Here is an 18,917-nt window from a genome sequence, read left to right as displayed (position 1 = left end):
CTTTAAATAAAATCAGGTTTAGGAGCATTGGTATGATGAATCACGCCACCGCCTAAACAAACTTCACCTGAGTAGAATACGACACTCTGACCCGGAGTCACGGCACGTTGCGGTTCATCGAACTCAACGCGTACGCCACCTGGGGTAGTCGGATCATTAAAGATCACACAATCTTGGTCATCTTGGCGATAGCGCGTCCGAGAGGTACAACGGAAACCTGTCTCAGGAATCTGCATTTCACCTGCGACCCAGTCAATCGCTTCACTCCAAAGTGTAGTACTTTGCATGAGTGGATGTTCATGACCTTGACCAATCACCAAACGGTTGTTTTCAATATCTTTATGTAGAACGAACCATGCACCTTCAGCGACACCTTTCAAACCACCAATACCAATACCACCGCGTTGACCGAGCGTATAGTACATTAAGCCGTGATGTTCACCAACCTCTTTGCCATCATCTAAGACGATTTTTCCAGCTTGTGCAGGTAGGTATTGTTTTAAGAAGTCATTAAAACGACGTTCACCAATAAAACAGATGCCCGTTGAGTCTTTTTTCTTCGCCGTGACTAAGTCATATTGTTCCGCAATTTTACGTACTTCTGGCTTTTCAATTTCACCCACTGGGAACAAGGTCTTATTAATTTCACGACCATGCACAGCATGTAAGAAATAGGTTTGGTCTTTATTTTTATCTAAACCACGTAGTAAAGGTGCATATTCCTCACCTTTAGAGTTGGTCATAGTTTCGCCGCGACGTGCATAGTGACCAGTTGCAATAAAGTCCGCGCCTAGTTGCATGGCATGATCTAAGAACGCACGGAATTTGATTTCTTTATTACATAAAATATCTGGGTTTGGGGTACGGCCCGCAGCATATTCCGCTAAGAAATGCTCAAATACACGATCCCAATATTCCATAGCAAAATTGGCGGTGTGTAACTTAATCCCTAGTTTGTCACAGACTGCTTGAGCATCGGCTAAGTCTTCCATCGCTGTGCAGTATTCTGTGCCGTCGTCTTCTTCCCAGTTCTTCATGAAAAGACCCTCAACTTGATAACCTTGTTGAAGAAGAAGAGCAGCAGAAACAGATGAATCTACACCACCCGACATACCGACGATGACACGTTGTTGCATAGGACTAGGCATCCAAACTTGAAATAAGAGGAGAATTTTGGTGCTCATAAACGAGCGATAAAGGATATTTTTGACCCGCGAGTGCGTCTTGAACTGCTTTAATCACCAATGGACTACGCGCACGAGCCGTTTCGAGCAGTTCATCCAAAGTCATCCATACTGCACCGACGATACCTGTATCGAGTTCGGCTGTTGGATTATGATGAAGTGACTGCGCTAAAAAGCAGAAACGGTAATAGGTACGATCTGGAAACATGGGCGGTGTATAGGTATAAATGCCCAATAACGCATCTATAGACACTTCATGTCCAGTTTCTTCCATTGTTTCTCGAATGGCAGCTTCGATGAGGGTTTCACCTGATTCAACATGACCTGCGGGTTGGTTAAATACTGTATGTGTCACACCAGCGCTGTGTTCTTCAACAAACAGAAATTTTCCGTCTTTTTCAACAACGGTTGCGACGGTCACGTGAGCTGTCCAAGCGGTCATGTAAAAGCACCATGGGGAGAAAAGGGTATTCTACAAAATTTAGGCCGTGGTGGCTATGTTGAATGTTTTTTTCTTGAAAGATGAATATGCTCAATATGATGATTAGCTAATTTTTAAACACTTTTACTCTATGTAGCGAATAAGACTTTCTAGCTTATAATGAAAATAATAAATTTAAGGCTCTCATATCATGAAGCATGATATCAAAAATTTGGATCTCAACTTACTGAAGACCTTTGATGCACTTTTTGATGAGCGTAGTGTAACGGGTGCGGCCAAAAAGTTGTACCTCACTCAGCCTGCTGTGAGTGGAATGTTACAGCGATTGCGTGACTATTTTGAAGACCCATTATTTACGCGTTCTCAACGGGGAATAAACCCAACTTTAAGGGCATTAGAACTTGCGCCAGTCGTTAAAAATATTTTAAGTGATATCCATACTTTACTAAAACCCAGTATTTTTGAGCCCAAAGAGGCTGAGCTTACGCTACGTATTGCAGCTACAGATTATGCTTTAAAGACAATTTTGGTACCTTATATTGCTGCGCTGAGACGTTCTGCACCTAACGTTCAAATTGCAGTGGTTTCTGTGCACAATGATGAGATATTTACCCAATTAGAACGTGGTGTTATTGATTTTGCATTAATTACACCAGAACATGCACATTTAGATTTGCATACTTACGATTTATTTGAAGAACACTATGTTTGTCTCATGAGTGCTCAACATCAAATGGCACAAAATAAACAATTGAGTATTGATGATTTCTGTTCTACAGATCATGCTTTGATTTCTCATGATGGTGGACAATTTGTTGGGGTGACTGACTTACAGCTTAAAGGACTAAAAAAAAGACGACAGGTAATGTTGTCGGTGAATAGTTTTTTGATCTTGCCTGCGATTTTGAGTACGACAGACTTAATCGCTGTTGTGCCGTCACGTTTAACTCAGAATCTGCAAGGTTTTAAAGTTTTTGAACCTCCTTTAGATATCCCTCACTTTACTAAAACACTGGCTTGGCATGAACGTAACCACCGTGATGCTGCCCAGCAGTGGTTACGGCTCTTATTAATTCAGACAGCGAAGGGAAGTCTGTGCTGAGAGCTCTCTAAATTTTAGATTTTGCTATTTTAACTAGACCGTCTAACCAGTCTTGGTGTCCATTTAACATCGGGTTCGGTTTAGTGTGTGCTAATTCTTGAGCTGGTCGACCTATTTGGGTTTCTTGAGTCAAAATACGGACGCGGTCATGAGGAAGGTCTTCAATCAACCAAGCATGGTGGACATCCAAGCGATCACTACAATCTGGTTCACCTGCCCAGCCATGCCATGCGATTCTAGCGGGTTGATGATCTTTAGGCGGGGCATACTCAACGACCTGAGCATTGACTGGAAAGCCAAAAGTTTTAAAGAAAAAGACTAAGTTGAGTTCTAAGTATTCTGCACCATTCAAATCAATATCTGAGGCGTTTCCATAATATGAAGGCCATAGATGCGCATTGACTAAAAAAGGCCAAATATCTTGAACGGATAAGTTTGAAACAATCACTTCATTCGAAACAAAGTTATCGGTATGTCCAGGGAGGTAATTTTCAGGCCAGTGGATTGCGTTAAGCATGTTAAATACTGTTGTTTTCTAGGATTCAAATGATCTACTGCTCTTGTATATAATACTAATTGTATTCTTTAATTTTAATTATACGTTTTTTTTATATCTAAACGGTACTCATTTTTAATGTGATTTTTTATTTTAAGATTTTGATAAATATATCGTTTATTTTAAAAATGAGTGACTTGGACTGATTTAAACTTCAGTTCAGCAAAATAGGCACCTATAATGAGATGCCTATTTATTTTCAATTTAGCTTTAAACGGTTAATGGCGGTTCAGCCTTGATTATTTTAGATTAGCGATTGGAATCTAAAACTTCGTTATTTTGAACGACTTCTTGCGCTTTCACATAGCTTTCCATCAATAGTGCATAAGCAGGAAAGATCTGAGTGTAGACTTGAGCCCATTCCTGAGCATCTTCACGATTCCATGTTTTTTGGATTTCAGAAGCAACTGCCGCAGTATCCGTCGGTACAACACCTGCTTGAACCACACGTGCAAGAGTAATTTCCTCTGCCATTTTGGTGTATGTCCCTGAAGCATCAATCACTGCGAAAACTTTATAACCTTCAGCAACTGCACTAATCGCAGGGAAAGCCATACATACACTAGTAATGGTTCCTGCAATAATTAACGTCTTTTTCCCTGTCGCTTTGACTGCATCGACAAAGTCTGGGTTATCCCATGCATTAATTTCGCCTTTACGTGCTACATATTGTGCATGTGGGGCATTTTGGTGTATTTCTGGAATTAGGGGACCATTTGGACCTTGAGGAACAGAAGCTGTTGTAATGACTGGAATATTGGCGAGTGATGCAATTTTTGCCAAAGCCGCCGCGCGTTGACGCAATTCAGGCATCGGCATATCACCTACAGTTTGAAATAAACCACTTTGATGGTCAATTAAAAGCATCGCTGAATCTGTTGGATCAATCACAGGACGTTGGCCATTGAAGTTTGCTGGAGTAGACATTTTTATTACCTTTTGTATGGATTAACTGGTGATTGCTATGTTAATTTCATGACAAAGGTGAAAAAATACCTAATATGGGAAACATTGTCATACTAAAAGAACAATTAGATGTTCAGGGATTGTAGATGAAAGATTTTAATGACCTGTATTATTTTGCCAAAGTGATCGAGTACGGCGGTTTTTCCGCAGCCAGTAATGAACTGATGATCACTAAATCCTTGCTGAGTCGTCGTATTGCGGAGTTGGAAAACCGTTTAGGGGTAAAGTTACTCAACCGAACCACACGCAGTGTGTCCGTGACGGAAGTTGGAAAAGTCTATTATCAGCACTGCCAAGCCATGATTATTGAGGCGGAAGCGGCCGATGCAGCTATTGAAATGCTCAGTTTAGAACCTGTAGGCACAGTGAAAATCTCATGTCCTGTGAATTTATTGCATTTGAATGTCAGCACTATGCTGAATGATTTTTTAAAGAAATATCCCAAAGTGCGTTTACATGTTGAAGCCACCAATCGAAAAGTAGATTTGATGAATGAGCGTTACGATCTAGCAATACGTATCCGCCCCTTACCACTAGAAGATAGTGGACTCGTTGTACGTAACTTGTCTTTGTCTCGGCAGTTTATTGTGGCGAGTCCACAATTGGCCTATCAGCAGTTTTCCATTCAACATCCTAAAGAGTTAAATCAATGGCCTGTGTTGATGATGGAGTCATTTGTACCTGAATATCATTGGAAATTATTCGATGAAAATGAAGAACTATACGTGCTGAAGTGTGAACCGAGACTGACCACTACCGATCTCAACGCATTGCATGTAGCGACTTTACAAGGTCTTGGGATTGCCAAGTTGCCTGAACTAATTATTCATCAGGATTTAAAAGAAGGGCGTTTAGTCAAAGTAATTCCAAACTGGGAGCCAAAACCAGAGTTGATTCACTTAGCCTATACCTCTAGACGTGGTTTGTTACCATCAGTGAAAGCCTTAATTGACTTTTTGGTGACAGCATTTGAAAAATATTAAGAAATGAAAAGTGCGATGCAACTCGCACATGGGCCTATGACTCTAAATAATGCCCTGAAACTTTCACATAGTTTTGTGCTGAATAGGGTAAAAATGCTAATTCTTTTTCCGTAAGTGGGCGTACCTTTTTAGCTGGGCTTCCGACATATAAATAGCCACTTTCCAGCACTTTTCCAGGAGGCACTAGTGTGCCTGCACCAATCATGACATCGTCAGGAATAACGACATCATCCAAAACAATGCTGTTGATGCCAATCAGTACACGATTGCCAATAGTACAACCATGTAAAGTGACATGATGTCCAATAGTCACATCATCACCAATGATCAAAGGAGAACCGTTAGGTTTGTCTACTTTTTTATGACTGACATGCAGCATCGCATGGTCTTGTACATTTGAGTTTTTACCAATTCTGATTGAATTTACATCGCCTCGAATCACAGCAAAAGGCCAGACTGAAACATTGTCAGCCAAAATGACATCGCCAATCACTACGGACATTTCATCAATATAGCAATTGTTACCCAGTTGCGGTGTGGTGTTCAAATAGGGGCGAATATTTTTAGCCATATTGGTGTTCTGCTTTTATGTAGGTGCTCATTATAAAATAAAAAAGCACCCAGACCGAGGTGTGGATGCTTTAACTTAAGTCTAAATATGACTTAGAATAAGTTTGAGAAGAATTGTTTGATGTGATCTAACATACGCGCAAAGAAGCCTGCTTCTTCAACATCTTTTAATGCAACCAGTGGCTTTTCAGCAATCACTTTACCATCAAGGCTTGCAACGTATTTACCAACCACTTGACCCTTTTTCAACGGTGCAGTGAGTTTCGGTTGAACTACAATCTGCGTTTTAATAGAGTTGGCTTGACCTTTAGGCATGGTCACGTTGAACGTTTCAGCTAGGCCCACAGGGACTTCACTGTCTTTACCAAACCACACTTTCGATTTGGCTAAAACTTGGTTCGCTGCTTGTACGTTTTTAGTTTCAAAGTTCGCATAACCCCACGCTAAAATTTCACGTGTTTGTGTTGCGCGTTCTTGCATGCTTGGCGCACCAAAAATCACCGAAATTAAACGCATAGGCCCGCGTTTTGCTGATGTGGTCAAACAATAACCTGCTTCATCAGTATGGCCGGTTTTCAAACCATCGACACTTGGGTCGGTATAAAGCAAGGCATTTCGGTTACCTTGTTTAATGCCGTTAAAGCTAAACTCTTTTTCAGAATAAATAGGATAGTATTTTGAGCTATCATGAATGATATGCTGTGCAAGCGTTGCCATGTCTTTAGCGGTTGAGTAGTGACCTTCAGCTGGCATACCAGTTGAATTCATAAAGCTGGTATTGCTCATACCGATACGTTTTGCTTCAGAATTCATCATATGTACGAAAGTACCTTCGTTACCAGCAATGTGCTCAGCCATCGCTTTAGATGCATCATTTCCCGATTGAATGATAATGCCTCGTAGCATCTCTAATGCAGTTGCAGTACCGTTCAAAGGAACATACATACATGATTCTGAACTGCTGCCACGACACCATGCAGATTCGTTCATGCGAACTTTTTCATTTTCAGTCAGTTCACCTGCCAGCAATTTCTGTTCAATAATGAAGCTGGTCATCATTTTTGTCATTGAGGCAGGTGCTAATTTTTCGTTTTCATTTTTTGATGCGAGGATTTGCCCAGTCTCATAGTCCATCAGCACGTATGATTTATTATTTAGTTCTGGTGGTGAGGATAAGACAGTTGCTGCAAAGGAAATGCTTGGTACAAGTAATGCCGCAGCAAGGGCGCTTTTTTGAATCATTCTAAGGGGTTCCGATTTCTTTAGTATAAGCACGAGAGCCTTGCATTTTAGGGCAAAGTTCTGCCGACTTCTATGGGAGAAATCGGCTTATTTTAAAGATATTGTAACCAATTGGTATTATTTGCTGTAAGTACTCAATTCTGTACAAATTTCTTGATTCTTTGCTTTGCCTGCTTTTTTTGCATCGGCTTGCGCTTCAGCTAAAATTGGCTTGAATTTTTTTTCTTTACTGAGTTTTTTCAGATATGCAGTAGGGTTTTCTTGTTGTGGAAGATACTCTTTTGCTAAAGAGTTATAGCCATTTTCAAACTGCTTTTGGTCAGAAACTAGATCTGGGCAAACTTCTGAGAGTACATAAATTGCAGCTAATTCTTGTTGAGTCACTTGTTGTAGTGGGGTGACTTCAATATTTTCATCTTTAGTGGCTGCTTGCGCGGAACTGATGACCATTAAAGTAGAACTGCACACCGCTAAAATCACTTTTTTCATCATATTCAAATTCATTTGAAACCTTAAGACCATACTTGTTAGTGCCATAATATGATGAGCTTAAACAAATTTTAAGTAAATGTAAGCGAATAAATGTATAGAAGCTGTTGAGGTAAATTTACAGTGTTGACATTTTTGATGTTAAAAAAGGTGAATATTTTGATTTATTCACCTTTTTTATTCTGCACGGCTGGCTACTCAATTAACCTTCAAAGTTTACGACATCATCACATACAGATTTTTGTTCTGCTTTGTCTGAACCGTTTGCATCTGCACGTGCCGCTTTGAGGATAGATTGGTATTCGCTATCTGACTGTAATTTTGCGTATGTCATCGACTTGTCAGAATAATCTTGCAAATATGTTTGAATCAGCGCTTGGATGTTACTTTCAATTTTAGGAGCTTGACCCACCAAAGCAGGGCAAAATTCAGTCATGACTTGCGCTGCTGCAATATCTTCTTTCACAATGGTATTGGCTTCTTCTGTGCTTAATCCCTCTAGTGCAAAAGCAGATTGAGAGATCATGATAGCCATGCCTAATCCGAAGAAATTACGTAATGTTAAGCTTTTAATCATTTTTAAAATCACATATTTATGGTGGATACGGAGCAACCAATATATATATTTTCAGTTAGAATTCAATGAAAAGTTCTGACCGGTCATTTTTTAATAGAGATTTCTGTTGTGAATATTTGGATTTTCAATATATTCGCTTTTTACATGGTATTTCTTATATTTCTTCTTTTTTATGACTACGAAGCTTTATCATCTAACTTGAGTGTTGTTTGTAGTCGGTATTGGGAGGGTGAAGTTGTACGCGTTGGTGGCTTCAGACTTAAAAAATTGAATATTTAAAAATATTGCGAAATAGAGGTGGTGATTCCATTTACTTTGAAAAATTGATTTTTTCAAATATGTGTGTGTTTTAAAATAGCATAATACTTCAATCGATTTTCTTTTAAAGCTTGGTGAGCCTTTGTTTGTTGTCAGCTTGATGGATTTGATATATTAAGAACAATAAAGCTAATTTAAGCAGAAAAAACACAGAACTAATGCAATACATAATACATATTTCAGGTGTGGTGAACTATGTGAGTCTGAGTTCTAGTTTAAGTTAGTCTGTGAAATTTATTAATTAAGATAAAAGTAAATTAAAAATATGAGTGTCTAAATATATATTTTAATAATATATGGGTTGTTATGAAATTAGTTAAAGCTATTTTTTTAATTTAGATGTAATGTGTAGTAATAGTAAAGTGCATAAATTTTTGGATATTTCAATTTTTTAATAATTGTTAAAATAGTTGGTCTATGTTTAATTATATATTTATTTTATTGGAGGTGTGGGGAGAGGATGAAGGATTATATGATATGTATAATATATCCAATTTTAATAATTGTTATTATACACCCATTTTTTATTGATTATTTTTTTGAAAAAAAGCACGAGAATTATCATTAGATGATAAAGAAATTCTTGTAGGGTGCTTATCCTTAGAGAATAAATACCATCATAGACGTAGTAGTGATTCTTGGAAGTATGATGTCAATATTGATGGTAAGATTTATAATACATTGGATATAAGAATTAGTGGTTTTCCATATTATTCCAAACAATTTAGTTTTGAAGAAAAAATAGATCAAAATGTTTCTTGTTATAGGGTTAAATATGTGAAAGTAGGTTATTTATTTTTTGAAAGGAGATATATATATGATTTGGTTGACTGATAAGAGTGGGATAATAAGATTTTCACCAAAAACTACAGCTGCTGCTTTCTTATGTATTTGAATTTCTATATCTTCTTGCCAGTGGGTTAAAATTCAATGTATTGCCTTTCATTATCAGGTGCTCTATGTCTTTTTCTTTAGACTTTAGCAATTTTATTTTGGTATCTGAAAGCATTGAGTTGCTCGTTAGATTAAAGAAGTTACTCGCTACAATACCCGTTTATTTGGCAGATTAGTGCGAACTAATGTTGAATAAAATGTATTAATATTTAATTTAAATATTTGGTTTTAAATGATTGTTTGTGCGAGAGGTTTGGCAGGCCATTGAGTTTAACCATAGGACATTCCTTATTTATCTCCGACATTGTTAGCGTTTGTTTGTTTAGCTGAATTCATCTCATGTCTGACGCGACTAATCTGGTCATATATGACTTTGCGCATTCGGTTTATCGCACCCAGTGGTTTATGTTCAGCTAATGCATGCCATGGTGTAAAGGATAGATTTTCACAAAACTTATTTTGCTCAGGGGTATCAAAAACTTGCTGAGGAATACGAATAGTGGCCACCTTATAGAAAGGAGCTTGGTCTTCTTTCCATTCCGTCATCGAGTCTTCAACAGACATTGAGCTGGATGTCCGAGGTTGTACTAGAAATTCCATGCAGGCATCATGGTTTTGTACCGTCGTCCGAAGAGCCTCTCTTAAAAAGTCCTTTTGAGGAGTAACAGGAATAGGGCTAACAACGGTTGAACATGCGCGAGCAGAGTACTTTACCGCTTGACGATGCGCGCCAACTCCTAACTGATAGGGCACCATAGACCAGTATCTAGTTTGTAGTGGATTTGAAATTTTATTTCTAGTGTTTAACGCAATCCAAGTTCCTTTCGCTCCTAATGCAAAAGGGGCATGCAATTTTTTTAGAAATTGATCGCTATTGATATCTTGCATAAATGACAGATAACGAGCAGGGTCATTTACAAAGAATACAGGGTGATTGATCATGATGAAATCTTGCGTAGGCGCAAGTTCATCTAAAAGGTTTTTCTTTGGTACGGCTAAAAGTTTGATCGCCATGCCGCGTGCGTCTTTTTTTATATCCGTTTGTTTTGCATTACTCGATCCATTCGAAAAACGAATCCATGCTTGATAAGTTTTACCCGGAATAAAAACACCATGGGCCATGTTTGGAGGCAATGTCTCATTTATCTTAAATTCTGCGCGTACGCAACCATGTGCTTTAGGGTGCGCATCACGTAGCGCAATCTCTGTGGCATATTGTTTTCGGATCGTCATTTCAATGATGTTCGCGATTTCTTTAGCAGTGGCGGCCTCATTCGGGTAAAGACTTTCACTTAGACCATGATCTATATCTGGGTACATAAAATCTTTAGGAGAACTCAACACTACAGAGGGTGTATTCGCATCTACATTAGCAGCGATGCCTGTGAGTAATATGGTATGAAAAAGTAGACCTAAGCGCATAGGTCTTGTGAAGTTAGGCATTGATTGTCTCCTTGCTCTAAAGCTGGATTTTTTTAATTTTTAGCCTGATGATATGAACTTGTTTAGCCTTATTTAAGACACAGAATAATGATGATATCTGTGGCATTTTTTTATTCATGGCTACTGTCTAGAAAAATGTTAATGAAGGGCTACTCCGAGAAATGGTGAAAATTTGACATTAGTTTGAAATTTGTTCGATGATGTTTATCTCCCCAAAAACTATAATGATTATTAAAGCGAGTGATCATGAGTGAAAAAAATGAAAGTCGTGAGTGTCTAGTCTGTGGGGAAAAATTCCTCATTAAAAATATCATTCCTATGGGGACAATACGAAAATCCATCATCGAAGAAATTGCACATGACTTCCCCGAATGGTCACCGCAAAGTTATATTTGCCAAGCAGATTTAGCCAAATATCGAATTCAGTATGTTCATTCACTGTTAAAATCTGAGAAAGGAGAGGTCACAGATCTTGAGCGTGAAGTCATTAAAAGTCTGCAACACCATGAGGTGATCACTCAAAATGTAGAAGATCAGCTCAATCAAAATTGGAGTCTAGGGGAAAGATTGGCAGATAGAATTGCTAGTTTTGGTGGCAGTTGGGCTTTTCTCATGTGCTTTGCACTTTTCCTTGCGATCTGGATTATTATCAATACAGTCGTGATGGTTTCACATCCTGCGGATCCATATCCCTTTATTTTATTAAATTTAATTTTATCTTGTATCGCAGCTGTTCAGGCTCCCATTATTATGATGAGCCAAAATAGACAAGAAGCCAAAGACAGGTTGCGTTCGCAAAACGATTATAAAATAAATTTAAAGGCGGAGTTAGAAATTCAACATTTAAATGAAAAACTAGATCATCTATTGATGCATCAGTGGAATAGATTAGCTCAAATACAAGAAATACAACTGGATTTGTTATCTGAAATGAGTAAAAAACATGAATAATTTGATGGACAAATACTGAATATAATTTATCGGTTGGATTATCTTTTCTTTGGCTTGTTTTCTATGCTTAAGCCTGAAGCAGCTAGCTTATTTTATCTTGTTGCTTTCTTCCTTTTGTAAAGTAATAACTGAATATTCATTCAGACTCGTTGTTCCTACTTTTCAGATGGCTTTATCTCAATGTATAGTGCAGTCTGCACCTAAGATGCTATACGTTTTTATTTTGGCGTTGAAGGCATTAAATTCTTTAGCTAATGTTTTCATATTATCTGTAAATCTACTGATTTTAATTGCTGACTAAAAATGGCTAAGTTTAAGATAAACTTAGGTGCATACACTTAAATAACTGTGATGAATTTAACTGATTTGGTTTAAATGTTTAATATGGGTTGAAAGCATGAAACATCAATCATTTAAGTTTGAGTTTTTGTTAATTTTTTAAGCATCTTATTTAAATTTTAGGTAAAAATATTTAAAGTGATATAAACTAGAAGCTTAACACTTGTGAATAAAAATAATGTATATAACTTTTAGAATAGAAAATCAGGATCGTATTGTGCGTGCTGGACGCATTCATATTTTTTTAGATCAATAGCGCGGAAATTTGAATGGAATAATACTGAGAAAACTTTATTTTTAGTTCATAGTGCCCCTTTTTTTTGTTGTCAGTTTGATGGGGGAGGTACATTACGAAAATAAGCTATTTCAAGCAGATAAAACTCCAAAACGAATTAATTATATAGAGCAGATTTTAGGTGTAGTGAATTATGAGAATCAGAGGTTTTTATTATTTTTGAAGGGGTTGTATTAATTAAAAAGTATTGAGTTAAATTATATTTAAAATAGGTTTGTTTGATGTATTTGGTGAGATGGATAAATGAAATATTAATATTTTAATGTGTTTTTTATTGTGTTTTTTATATTATGTCGATAAGCGAGTATGGTATGGGTAAGGTAGGTTTTGATTTAAAGGCTTCATTTTTACTTAGTGGAGCTATGGTATTGTTATCTGAGTTTTTTATTGTTTTTTTTGATAAATATATAGTGCTGAGTAATTTGGAATTGATATTAAGATTTTTTCCATTTTATATTGATGTTTCATTGTTAAATATTGTGGAGGTTAGAGCTTGGATTTACATATTTTTAATGTATTTTTTTTCTTTTCCTACTCTATTTTTAATAGTGTCGTATTTGCTTTATGACCATAAAATGCTAAATCACCCAATTCCTAAGAGGTTTTTAGTTTCAATATTGAATATGTGTCTATCACCTGTAGCAATTGTTTTACCTTTCATTGTTATGTTAGAAGGTGCGGATAGCATAGGTCGTGGAGGAGCATTTTATAAATTATTCACGAATTCTATGTTGGGTTTATGGATACTAGGTGCATTAATGTTTTACGGGATTACTTATATCTTTTGGAACTTAGTCATAGGTATGCCAAAAATGTGGGTTTCGCCAAAGAAAAAAAAGTAATTTTAATAAAAGAAGGATAAAAAGTTATGACAACAGCTATTTTTACATATAAAGAAGCAGAACAATATATAGCGGTTCTTTTGATTTCAATCACAATTTACTTCAAGCTTATATGTTTGCTTACGAGAAGAAACATCAAGAAGAGCTTGCGAGAGGTATCACGCCGATTAATGCTCAAAATTCTGCTATGGAGTCCGGTTTAAGGGGCTTTGTTGCACAAACCTATCGTTATCAGTGATTCACGGGTACTCTGATTTACTTGGTCAAATACCACTTGATGAGCGAATAGATTCTGTCTATACCGATGGAGCCTATGACACTAAATGCTGCAGACGAGTGATCTCAGATCGTCAAGCGCAAGCAGTGATTCCGCCAAGAAAAAATGCAAAACCATGGAAAGACAAAAAAGTATAATCTTTAGAAAGAAAAGAATTATTGAAAACAGTAAACGTCTAGGAAGAATGATTTGGAAAAAGTGGTCTGGATATCATCTGCGTAGTTTGCTCGAAACCAAGATGCATTGTATCGAATTATTAGGCGATAAACTCAGCGCTAAGAATTTTGACAGTCAAGTCAATGAGATTCATGCACGTGTGGCAGTCTTAAATAAATTTACAGAATTAAGCCGACCTCATACCCAAGTTGTTATTTAAACTTGAGTCGCTTAGGGGTATTTATTTTTTAAATCTTTGTGCAATAAAGCTTTTTAAAAGTATTAGATGTGGCTAGAACTGCATCAATCTTCTTTTTCTTTTTTTCATCAACAGGGTTTATATCGTTTTTTAACAAGACCCTAGATTCATCTTTCTTTTTACGTGCTTCTTCAAGTGATACGAGAAGGTATTCACCGAAACTTATAGTACCTTTTTGCCATTCAAAGTGTATTTGAAGCGCCATAACTTCTTGCCAGTAGGTCTAACTTCAATGTATAACCTTTCTGCATCAAGTACTCTATATATTTTTTCTTTAGGTTTTAGCGATTTTATTTTGGTATCTGAAAGCATTGAGTTACCTGTTAGGTTGAATAAATTACCTGCTACAGTACCCGTTTATTTAACAGATTAATGCGAACCTATATCGACTAAAATTAAAGATAAATAAATGGTTTTTTTAAGGTTTTTTCAGACAAGTATAGATTTAAGAAGATTGCAGTGAATATTTTAATAGCTAATGACGATGGTGTTTTTGCCCCTGGTATTCAAGCACTGGCACGTGCTTTACGTCCTTTAGGTCGAGTTGTAATTGTAGCCCCAGAAAGTGAACGCAGCGGTTTTTCTAGCGCTTTGACCTTGGATCGCCCGTTACGCCCAATTGAAATTGCACCTGATATGTGGGCAGTCAATGGTACACCTGCAGACTGTGTGTATTTGTCTATGAATGGTTTGTTTGATTTTGAGTTTGACCTTGTTGTAAGTGGGATTAACAGTGGGGCAAATTTGGGGGATGATGTGCTGTACTCAGGAACAGTGGGTGCAGCTTTTGAAGGTCGACTCATGAAGCAACCTGCGATTGCAGTATCATTGGCTGGGCCAGAAGTACGTTCTTACAACAGCCCAGAAGATTATCAATATGCAGCACAATGGGTACATGACTTTGTTCAACAAGGTTTGCCTACGCTACCACCACGACATATTTTAAACATTAATATCCCAGATGTAGCAGAGTTACAGGGAGCGAAAATTACCTATCAAGGACGTCGTAGTCAGTCGAAACCAATTACCAGCCATGTTGACCCACGTGGGCGCCAAGTCTATTGGATTGGATTATCTGGTGAAGCGGTAGTAGAGCCTAAACAGGGGTATGATGCTGTAGAGTCTGACTTTTTTGCAGTGGCACATGGTTTTGTGAGTATTACCCCTATTCAAATGGATGCCACCAATTATGACGTTTTACATGCATTACAAGTCCAAATGAACCCATAAATAGCCATACAGCTGGGTAATACAAGGCGTATGCTCAACTGTTTGTTATAACTTTGTGAAAATACGCGCAGAGATACTATTTCTACATGCTTTTTTGCTAATCTTAGCGCAAATTAAATTTATTATTTTTGTATTTTTTAGAGAGTAAGATAAATGTCTGTGTTGTCTCAAATCCGTTTCATTGCAGTACCCGCAGCCATGTTGAAGACAGTTGTTTTATCAACTGCTGTTGTTTCGACTGTTATTTTAAGTGGTTGTGCGTCTAAGCCACAGGTCAACAATGCAACACGTTTTGCGAAAGCACCAGACTATTATACGGTTCGTTCGGGTGATACTTTGAGTGGTATTGCGATGCGTTATGGGCTGAGTTATTTGTCAGTTGCAGAGATGAATGATATTGCTGCACCGTACCGAATTTATGTGGGGCAATCACTACGCTTAAAAGGCTCAGGGAACCCGCGTACCACAACAACACAACCAATGACCCAAGTTGCTCCAATTCAACGTCAAAATGTTGGTCTCCCGAGTCAAAATACAGCCACCACAACCAGCACGACTCCTGCTAAAGTACCTACTGCACCTGTTGCGAGCTCGCAAACCTCGACTTTACGTTGGGTTAAACCGAGTAATGGTGCTGTATTGCAAGGTTACAATTTAGCCAATAATGTGAAAGGTATTCGCTATGCTGGTAACCAAGGCGATCCAATCTATGCAGCAGCAGATGGGCAGGTGGTATATGCGGCAGACGGTTTAAAAGAATATGGGAACTTAATTTTGATCAAGCATATTGATGGCTATATCACAGCCTATGCACATAATAGTGCAATGAATGTGAAGAGCGGTCAAAATGTGACAGCTGGCCAAAAAATTGCTGAAATGGGATCAACAGGCACAAATCGTACCATGTTGGAGTTCCAAGTACGCCTAGATGGCAAGCCAATCAATCCGACTATAGTTTTACCATTAAATTAAAAAATCTGGATGCAAAGCAAAAAATTCACCGTATAATACAATGAGTTGTTTTTATCGAAAAGATGAAAACTTCTCATGAATCCAGAGAGAATTTTATGTTAGATCAACTACGGGCAATGGGTGTTTTTGCTTGTGTTGTAGAAAAAAGTTCCTTTAGTGGTGCTGCGCGTGAGCTAGGCATCACTACAAGTGCTGTGAGCCAGCAAATTCGTTCTTTAGAGCAAGAGATGGAAGTTGTTCTTCTACATCGCTCAACTCGAAAGTTGAATTTAACTGAAGCAGGTCAGGCTTTTTTCCACAGCTGTCAAGAAATGCTCGCCGCTGCTGAACGTGGCAAAATACGTATCAATGAATTGCGCGATGATCTAGTCGGTGAGCTACGAATAGCGACTACGCCAGAGTTGGGTGCAAATCATGTGATTCCTGCTTTGTCACATTGGATGTCTGCACATCGTGGATTATCTGTTCATATAGAAGCAGATAATCATTATGTGGACTTGCTTGCAGGGCGTATTGATATTGCTTTAAGAATGGGGCCAATAGTTGACGATCAGAGTTTTCATGTTGTGCCTTTGGCTCGTGTTGAACAAATCTTGGTCGCATCGCCCAGTTATTTGAACCAGTCGGCGCCAATTTCACGACCTGAAGATTTAAAAAATCACGATCTTATTCCGATTACCATCATGAAAAATAATCATGATTTTGATTTTAAAAATGTGGTTACAGGTGAGATGGTTGAGCTTGAGATGAAATCGAGAGTAGCCAGTAACAATATTTTGGTGACAAAAACGCTGTGCCAGCATGGTCATGGGGTCGCTCGGATTTTATATTTGGATGTACAAAAAGAATTGGTGAACGGTTCTTTAGTAGAAGTTATTCCAGAATGGAAGCTACCAAATTTTACTTTATATGCTATCACTTCAAAGCATGAACAACAGCCGATGAAGATCCATCGTTGTTTGGATGCCTTGAAACAATACTTTTGCCAACTACCTGGCGGTCGTATCTACCAAGAAGCAAGCTAATTCTATAGAGACAATACTCAAGTATGAGGCAAGCTCTACATATTCTTACTTATAAATTTTTACTGATATAAAAACATAATTTGGGGTTAAGCGGTTCACATTGATCCGCTTAACATTTAGAGCAGTAGAACGAGGCAAAAAACCTAAATTCTGCTGCTCTTTATTTTTGTATTTTTAAGCGTCGCCTTGAGTGAGTTCTAAAGCACGTTGGTAGGCAATTTTCTTTTTAATCCCTGTTAAGTCCGCAGCCAATTGAGATGCAGCTTTTACAGATAAATCTTGTAAGAGGCGTGTTAACAGCTGATCAAGCTTTTCTTGTTCCATATCTTTTTCTGCAGTTGCACCGCCTACAACCAGAACAATTTCACCTTTTTGTTGATGATGGTCGTTGGCAATGAACGCCACCAGTTCACCTAAAGTCATTTTCTTGATGGTTTCAAAGGTTTTGGTAATTTCACGTGCAAAACCAACAGGGCGATCTGCTCCAAACACCTTCGCCATATCTGTCACACTGTCTAAAATGCGATGTGGTGCTTCATAAAAAATTAGCGTTTGTGTCTCGTCTTTGAGTTTTTCTAGGTTTGCTAGTCGCTGAGTTTGTTTGGAGGATAAAAATCCCTCGAAGCTAAAACGGTCACTGGGTAAGCCTACTGAACTTAAAGCAGCAATTGCGGCACAAGCGCCAGGGACAGGAATGACGCGGATATTATGCTCTTGTGCAGCACGAACCAATTTAAAACCGGGATCACTAATCAGTGGCGTACCTGCATCACTGATCAGTGCCATGTCTTCGCCCTTTAGCAAGCGCTGAATTAACAAGTCGATTTTATTACTTTCGTTGTGATCATGACATGCAGTAAGAGGGGTTTGAATATTGAAGTGCTTAAGAAGTTGAGCTGAGGTTCGTGTATCTTCAGCAGCAATCACTTTGACTGACTTTAATACATCAATTGCACGATAAGTCATGTCATCTAAGTGCCCGATAGGGGTTGCGACTACAAATAACTGGGCACTCATGGGTTTTCTCCGCACTGCAAAATAATAAAAGGACTTCGCTTGAAAGTCTAAAAGTGCAATATATCTTTTCAAACATACTGCAATACATCATTCTACCCGAATTGCTCGCTATGGCGCGAATTAGAATCTATGAGACATCTATTTTCCAGCTACAATTTAAGACTTCGCTTGAAATTTGGCTATTAAGAAATAAGGAAAAGTAGAAGTCATCAAGAGAAGTGGTGGTGATACATCTCAGATCAGAGCTTTTATGTCTAAGCGGATAGGAAGATAATGGAAGTCATCAAACTATATATAATTTAAGCTGTGATTTTTAGATCATACTGCCATTCATAGAAAATAATAACGGGGAAATAGAACAGAATGAAACTGGGACAGTGGGCAGAGCAGCAAGCTTTGGTCTTATTAGAACAACAGGGTTATGCTTATGTGGTAGGCAATTATCATTCAAGATTTGGTGAAATTGATTTAATTGTACAGAAGGAGCAAGAGTTGGTCTTTGTTGAGGTTAAAGCGCGATCAAGAACGCGATTTGCGCAAGCCGTTGAAACAATTTCCCAGTCAAAACAGCGTAAAATAGCCAAAACGGCCATGTTATTTTTACAAGATCATCCACATTTCCAGCATTATTATTGTCGCTTTGATGTGATTTGTTTTGATTTTTTTAAAGAAATTGCAAAAACCATACAGCAAGATTTTTCAAAATTCACTTATGATCAGCAATGGATAGAAAATGCTTTTACTTTTGATCAAGACTTTATTAATCTTTGAACAAAATCAGAGCTGAA

At 37.9% G+C, this 18,917-nt stretch carries 18 protein-coding genes and 2 pseudogenes; 9 read left to right on the top strand and 11 right to left on the bottom strand.

Annotation, left to right across the window (positions count from 1 at the left end; translation table 11 throughout):
* Positions 1–2: 2 nt before the first annotated feature.
* Both mnmA and B9T36_RS01455 read right to left on the bottom strand, forming a co-directional pair.
* Positions 3–1,136 carry a tRNA 2-thiouridine(34) synthase MnmA gene (gene mnmA, locus B9T36_RS01460; RefSeq protein ID WP_086207814.1) on the bottom strand — a complete coding sequence of 378 codons (1,134 nt, stop codon included), beginning with the start codon at positions 1,134–1,136 and terminating at the stop codon, positions 3–5.
* A gap of 4 nt (positions 1,137–1,140) precedes the next feature.
* Positions 1,141–1,626 (bottom strand): NUDIX hydrolase, encoded by a 486-nt coding sequence (locus tag B9T36_RS01455; RefSeq protein WP_086207813.1) that lies wholly within the window; start codon positions 1,624–1,626, stop codon positions 1,141–1,143.
* Between the two features lie 190 nt (positions 1,627–1,816).
* Between B9T36_RS01455 and B9T36_RS01450 the strand changes: the two genes are divergently transcribed.
* On the top strand, positions 1,817–2,728 hold the full coding sequence (locus B9T36_RS01450; RefSeq protein WP_086207812.1) for a LysR family transcriptional regulator: 912 nt from the start codon (positions 1,817–1,819) through the stop codon (positions 2,726–2,728).
* Positions 2,729–2,735: 7 nt separating this feature from the next.
* On the opposite strand, the gene B9T36_RS01445 is transcribed toward B9T36_RS01450, so the two are convergent.
* Positions 2,736–3,245, bottom strand: a complete 510-nt coding sequence (locus tag B9T36_RS01445) for a polyketide cyclase (protein WP_086207811.1) — start codon at positions 3,243–3,245, stop codon at positions 2,736–2,738.
* A 288-nt stretch (positions 3,246–3,533) separates the two neighbouring features.
* On the bottom strand, positions 3,534–4,211 hold the full coding sequence (locus B9T36_RS01440; RefSeq protein ID WP_086207810.1) for a hydrolase: 678 nt from the start codon (positions 4,209–4,211) through the stop codon (positions 3,534–3,536).
* 125 nt (positions 4,212–4,336) lie between these two features.
* Here B9T36_RS01440 and B9T36_RS01435 point away from each other — a divergent pair, with 125 nt between their 5' ends.
* Positions 4,337–5,233, top strand: coding sequence for a LysR substrate-binding domain-containing protein (locus B9T36_RS01435; RefSeq protein WP_086207809.1), 897 nt, complete (start codon positions 4,337–4,339; stop codon positions 5,231–5,233).
* Positions 5,234–5,267: 34 nt separating this feature from the next.
* Here B9T36_RS01435 and B9T36_RS01430 read toward each other — a convergent pair whose 3' ends face one another.
* The 5 genes from B9T36_RS01430 to B9T36_RS01410 all read right to left on the bottom strand — a co-directional run bounded on the left by B9T36_RS01430 (position 5,268) and on the right by B9T36_RS01410 (position 10,766).
* Entirely contained in the window at positions 5,268–5,804 is a 537-nt protein-coding gene (locus B9T36_RS01430) for a gamma carbonic anhydrase family protein (protein ID WP_086207808.1), read from the bottom strand.
* Positions 5,805–5,896: 92 nt separating this feature from the next.
* Positions 5,897–7,045, bottom strand: a complete 1,149-nt coding sequence (dacC, locus tag B9T36_RS01425; protein WP_086207807.1) for a D-alanyl-D-alanine carboxypeptidase PBP5/6 — start codon at positions 7,043–7,045, stop codon at positions 5,897–5,899.
* A 117-nt stretch (positions 7,046–7,162) separates the two neighbouring features.
* Entirely contained in the window at positions 7,163–7,549 is a 387-nt protein-coding gene (locus B9T36_RS01420; RefSeq protein WP_086207806.1) for an MCR_0457 family protein, read from the bottom strand.
* A gap of 187 nt (positions 7,550–7,736) precedes the next feature.
* The gene (locus B9T36_RS01415; protein ID WP_086207805.1) at positions 7,737–8,111 is read right to left on the bottom strand and encodes an MCR_0457 family protein; all 375 of its coding nucleotides are present in this window, start codon (positions 8,109–8,111) and stop codon (positions 7,737–7,739) included.
* 1,500 nt (positions 8,112–9,611) lie between these two features.
* The gene (locus B9T36_RS01410; protein ID WP_086207804.1) at positions 9,612–10,766 is read right to left on the bottom strand and encodes a catalase family protein; all 1,155 of its coding nucleotides are present in this window, start codon (positions 10,764–10,766) and stop codon (positions 9,612–9,614) included.
* A gap of 246 nt (positions 10,767–11,012) precedes the next feature.
* Between B9T36_RS01410 and B9T36_RS01405 the strand changes: the two genes are divergently transcribed.
* The 3 genes and pseudogenes from B9T36_RS01405 to B9T36_RS01395 all read left to right on the top strand — a co-directional run.
* Positions 11,013–11,717, top strand: a complete 705-nt coding sequence (locus B9T36_RS01405) for a DUF1003 domain-containing protein (RefSeq protein WP_086207803.1) — start codon at positions 11,013–11,015, stop codon at positions 11,715–11,717.
* A 945-nt stretch (positions 11,718–12,662) separates the two neighbouring features.
* The gene (locus tag B9T36_RS01400; protein WP_139841334.1) at positions 12,663–13,193 is read left to right on the top strand and encodes a hypothetical protein; all 531 of its coding nucleotides are present in this window, start codon (positions 12,663–12,665) and stop codon (positions 13,191–13,193) included.
* Positions 13,194–13,445: 252 nt separating this feature from the next.
* Positions 13,446–13,846: pseudogene (locus B9T36_RS01395) on the top strand (IS5 family transposase); the annotation flags it as partial.
* Positions 13,847–13,898: 52 nt separating this feature from the next.
* Here B9T36_RS01395 and B9T36_RS01390 read toward each other — a convergent pair.
* Positions 13,899–14,197, bottom strand: a pseudogene (locus tag B9T36_RS01390) (Arm DNA-binding domain-containing protein); the annotation flags it as partial.
* 147 nt (positions 14,198–14,344) lie between these two features.
* On the opposite strand from B9T36_RS01390, the gene surE reads away from it, so the two are divergent.
* From surE to B9T36_RS01375, 3 genes are all read left to right on the top strand, one after another.
* Positions 14,345–15,115: a 5'/3'-nucleotidase SurE gene (gene surE / locus B9T36_RS01385; protein ID WP_086207801.1), complete on the top strand. Its 771-nt coding sequence runs from the start codon at positions 14,345–14,347 to the stop codon at positions 15,113–15,115.
* 153 nt (positions 15,116–15,268) lie between these two features.
* Positions 15,269–16,087, top strand: coding sequence for a peptidoglycan DD-metalloendopeptidase family protein (locus B9T36_RS01380; protein WP_086207800.1), 819 nt, complete (start codon positions 15,269–15,271; stop codon positions 16,085–16,087).
* A gap of 95 nt (positions 16,088–16,182) precedes the next feature.
* Positions 16,183–17,112 (top strand): LysR family transcriptional regulator, encoded by a 930-nt coding sequence (locus B9T36_RS01375; RefSeq protein ID WP_086207799.1) that lies wholly within the window; start codon positions 16,183–16,185, stop codon positions 17,110–17,112.
* A 174-nt stretch (positions 17,113–17,286) separates the two neighbouring features.
* On the opposite strand, the gene rsmI is transcribed toward B9T36_RS01375, so the two are convergent.
* Positions 17,287–18,129: a 16S rRNA (cytidine(1402)-2'-O)-methyltransferase gene (gene rsmI, locus B9T36_RS01370; RefSeq protein WP_086207798.1), complete on the bottom strand. Its 843-nt coding sequence runs from the start codon at positions 18,127–18,129 to the stop codon at positions 17,287–17,289.
* 363 nt (positions 18,130–18,492) lie between these two features.
* Between rsmI and B9T36_RS01365 the strand changes: the two genes are divergently transcribed.
* Complete coding sequence (locus tag B9T36_RS01365) at positions 18,493–18,900, top strand: YraN family protein (RefSeq protein WP_086207797.1); 408 nt, start codon at positions 18,493–18,495, stop codon at positions 18,898–18,900.
* The last annotated feature ends 17 nt before the right edge of the window (positions 18,901–18,917 follow it).

The organism is Acinetobacter sp. ANC 4204, assembly GCF_002135205.1.
GTDB lineage: Bacteria > Pseudomonadota > Gammaproteobacteria > Pseudomonadales > Moraxellaceae > Acinetobacter.
Note: the sequence above shows the minus strand (reverse complement) of the source record. Positions and strands in the feature narration are given on the sequence as shown.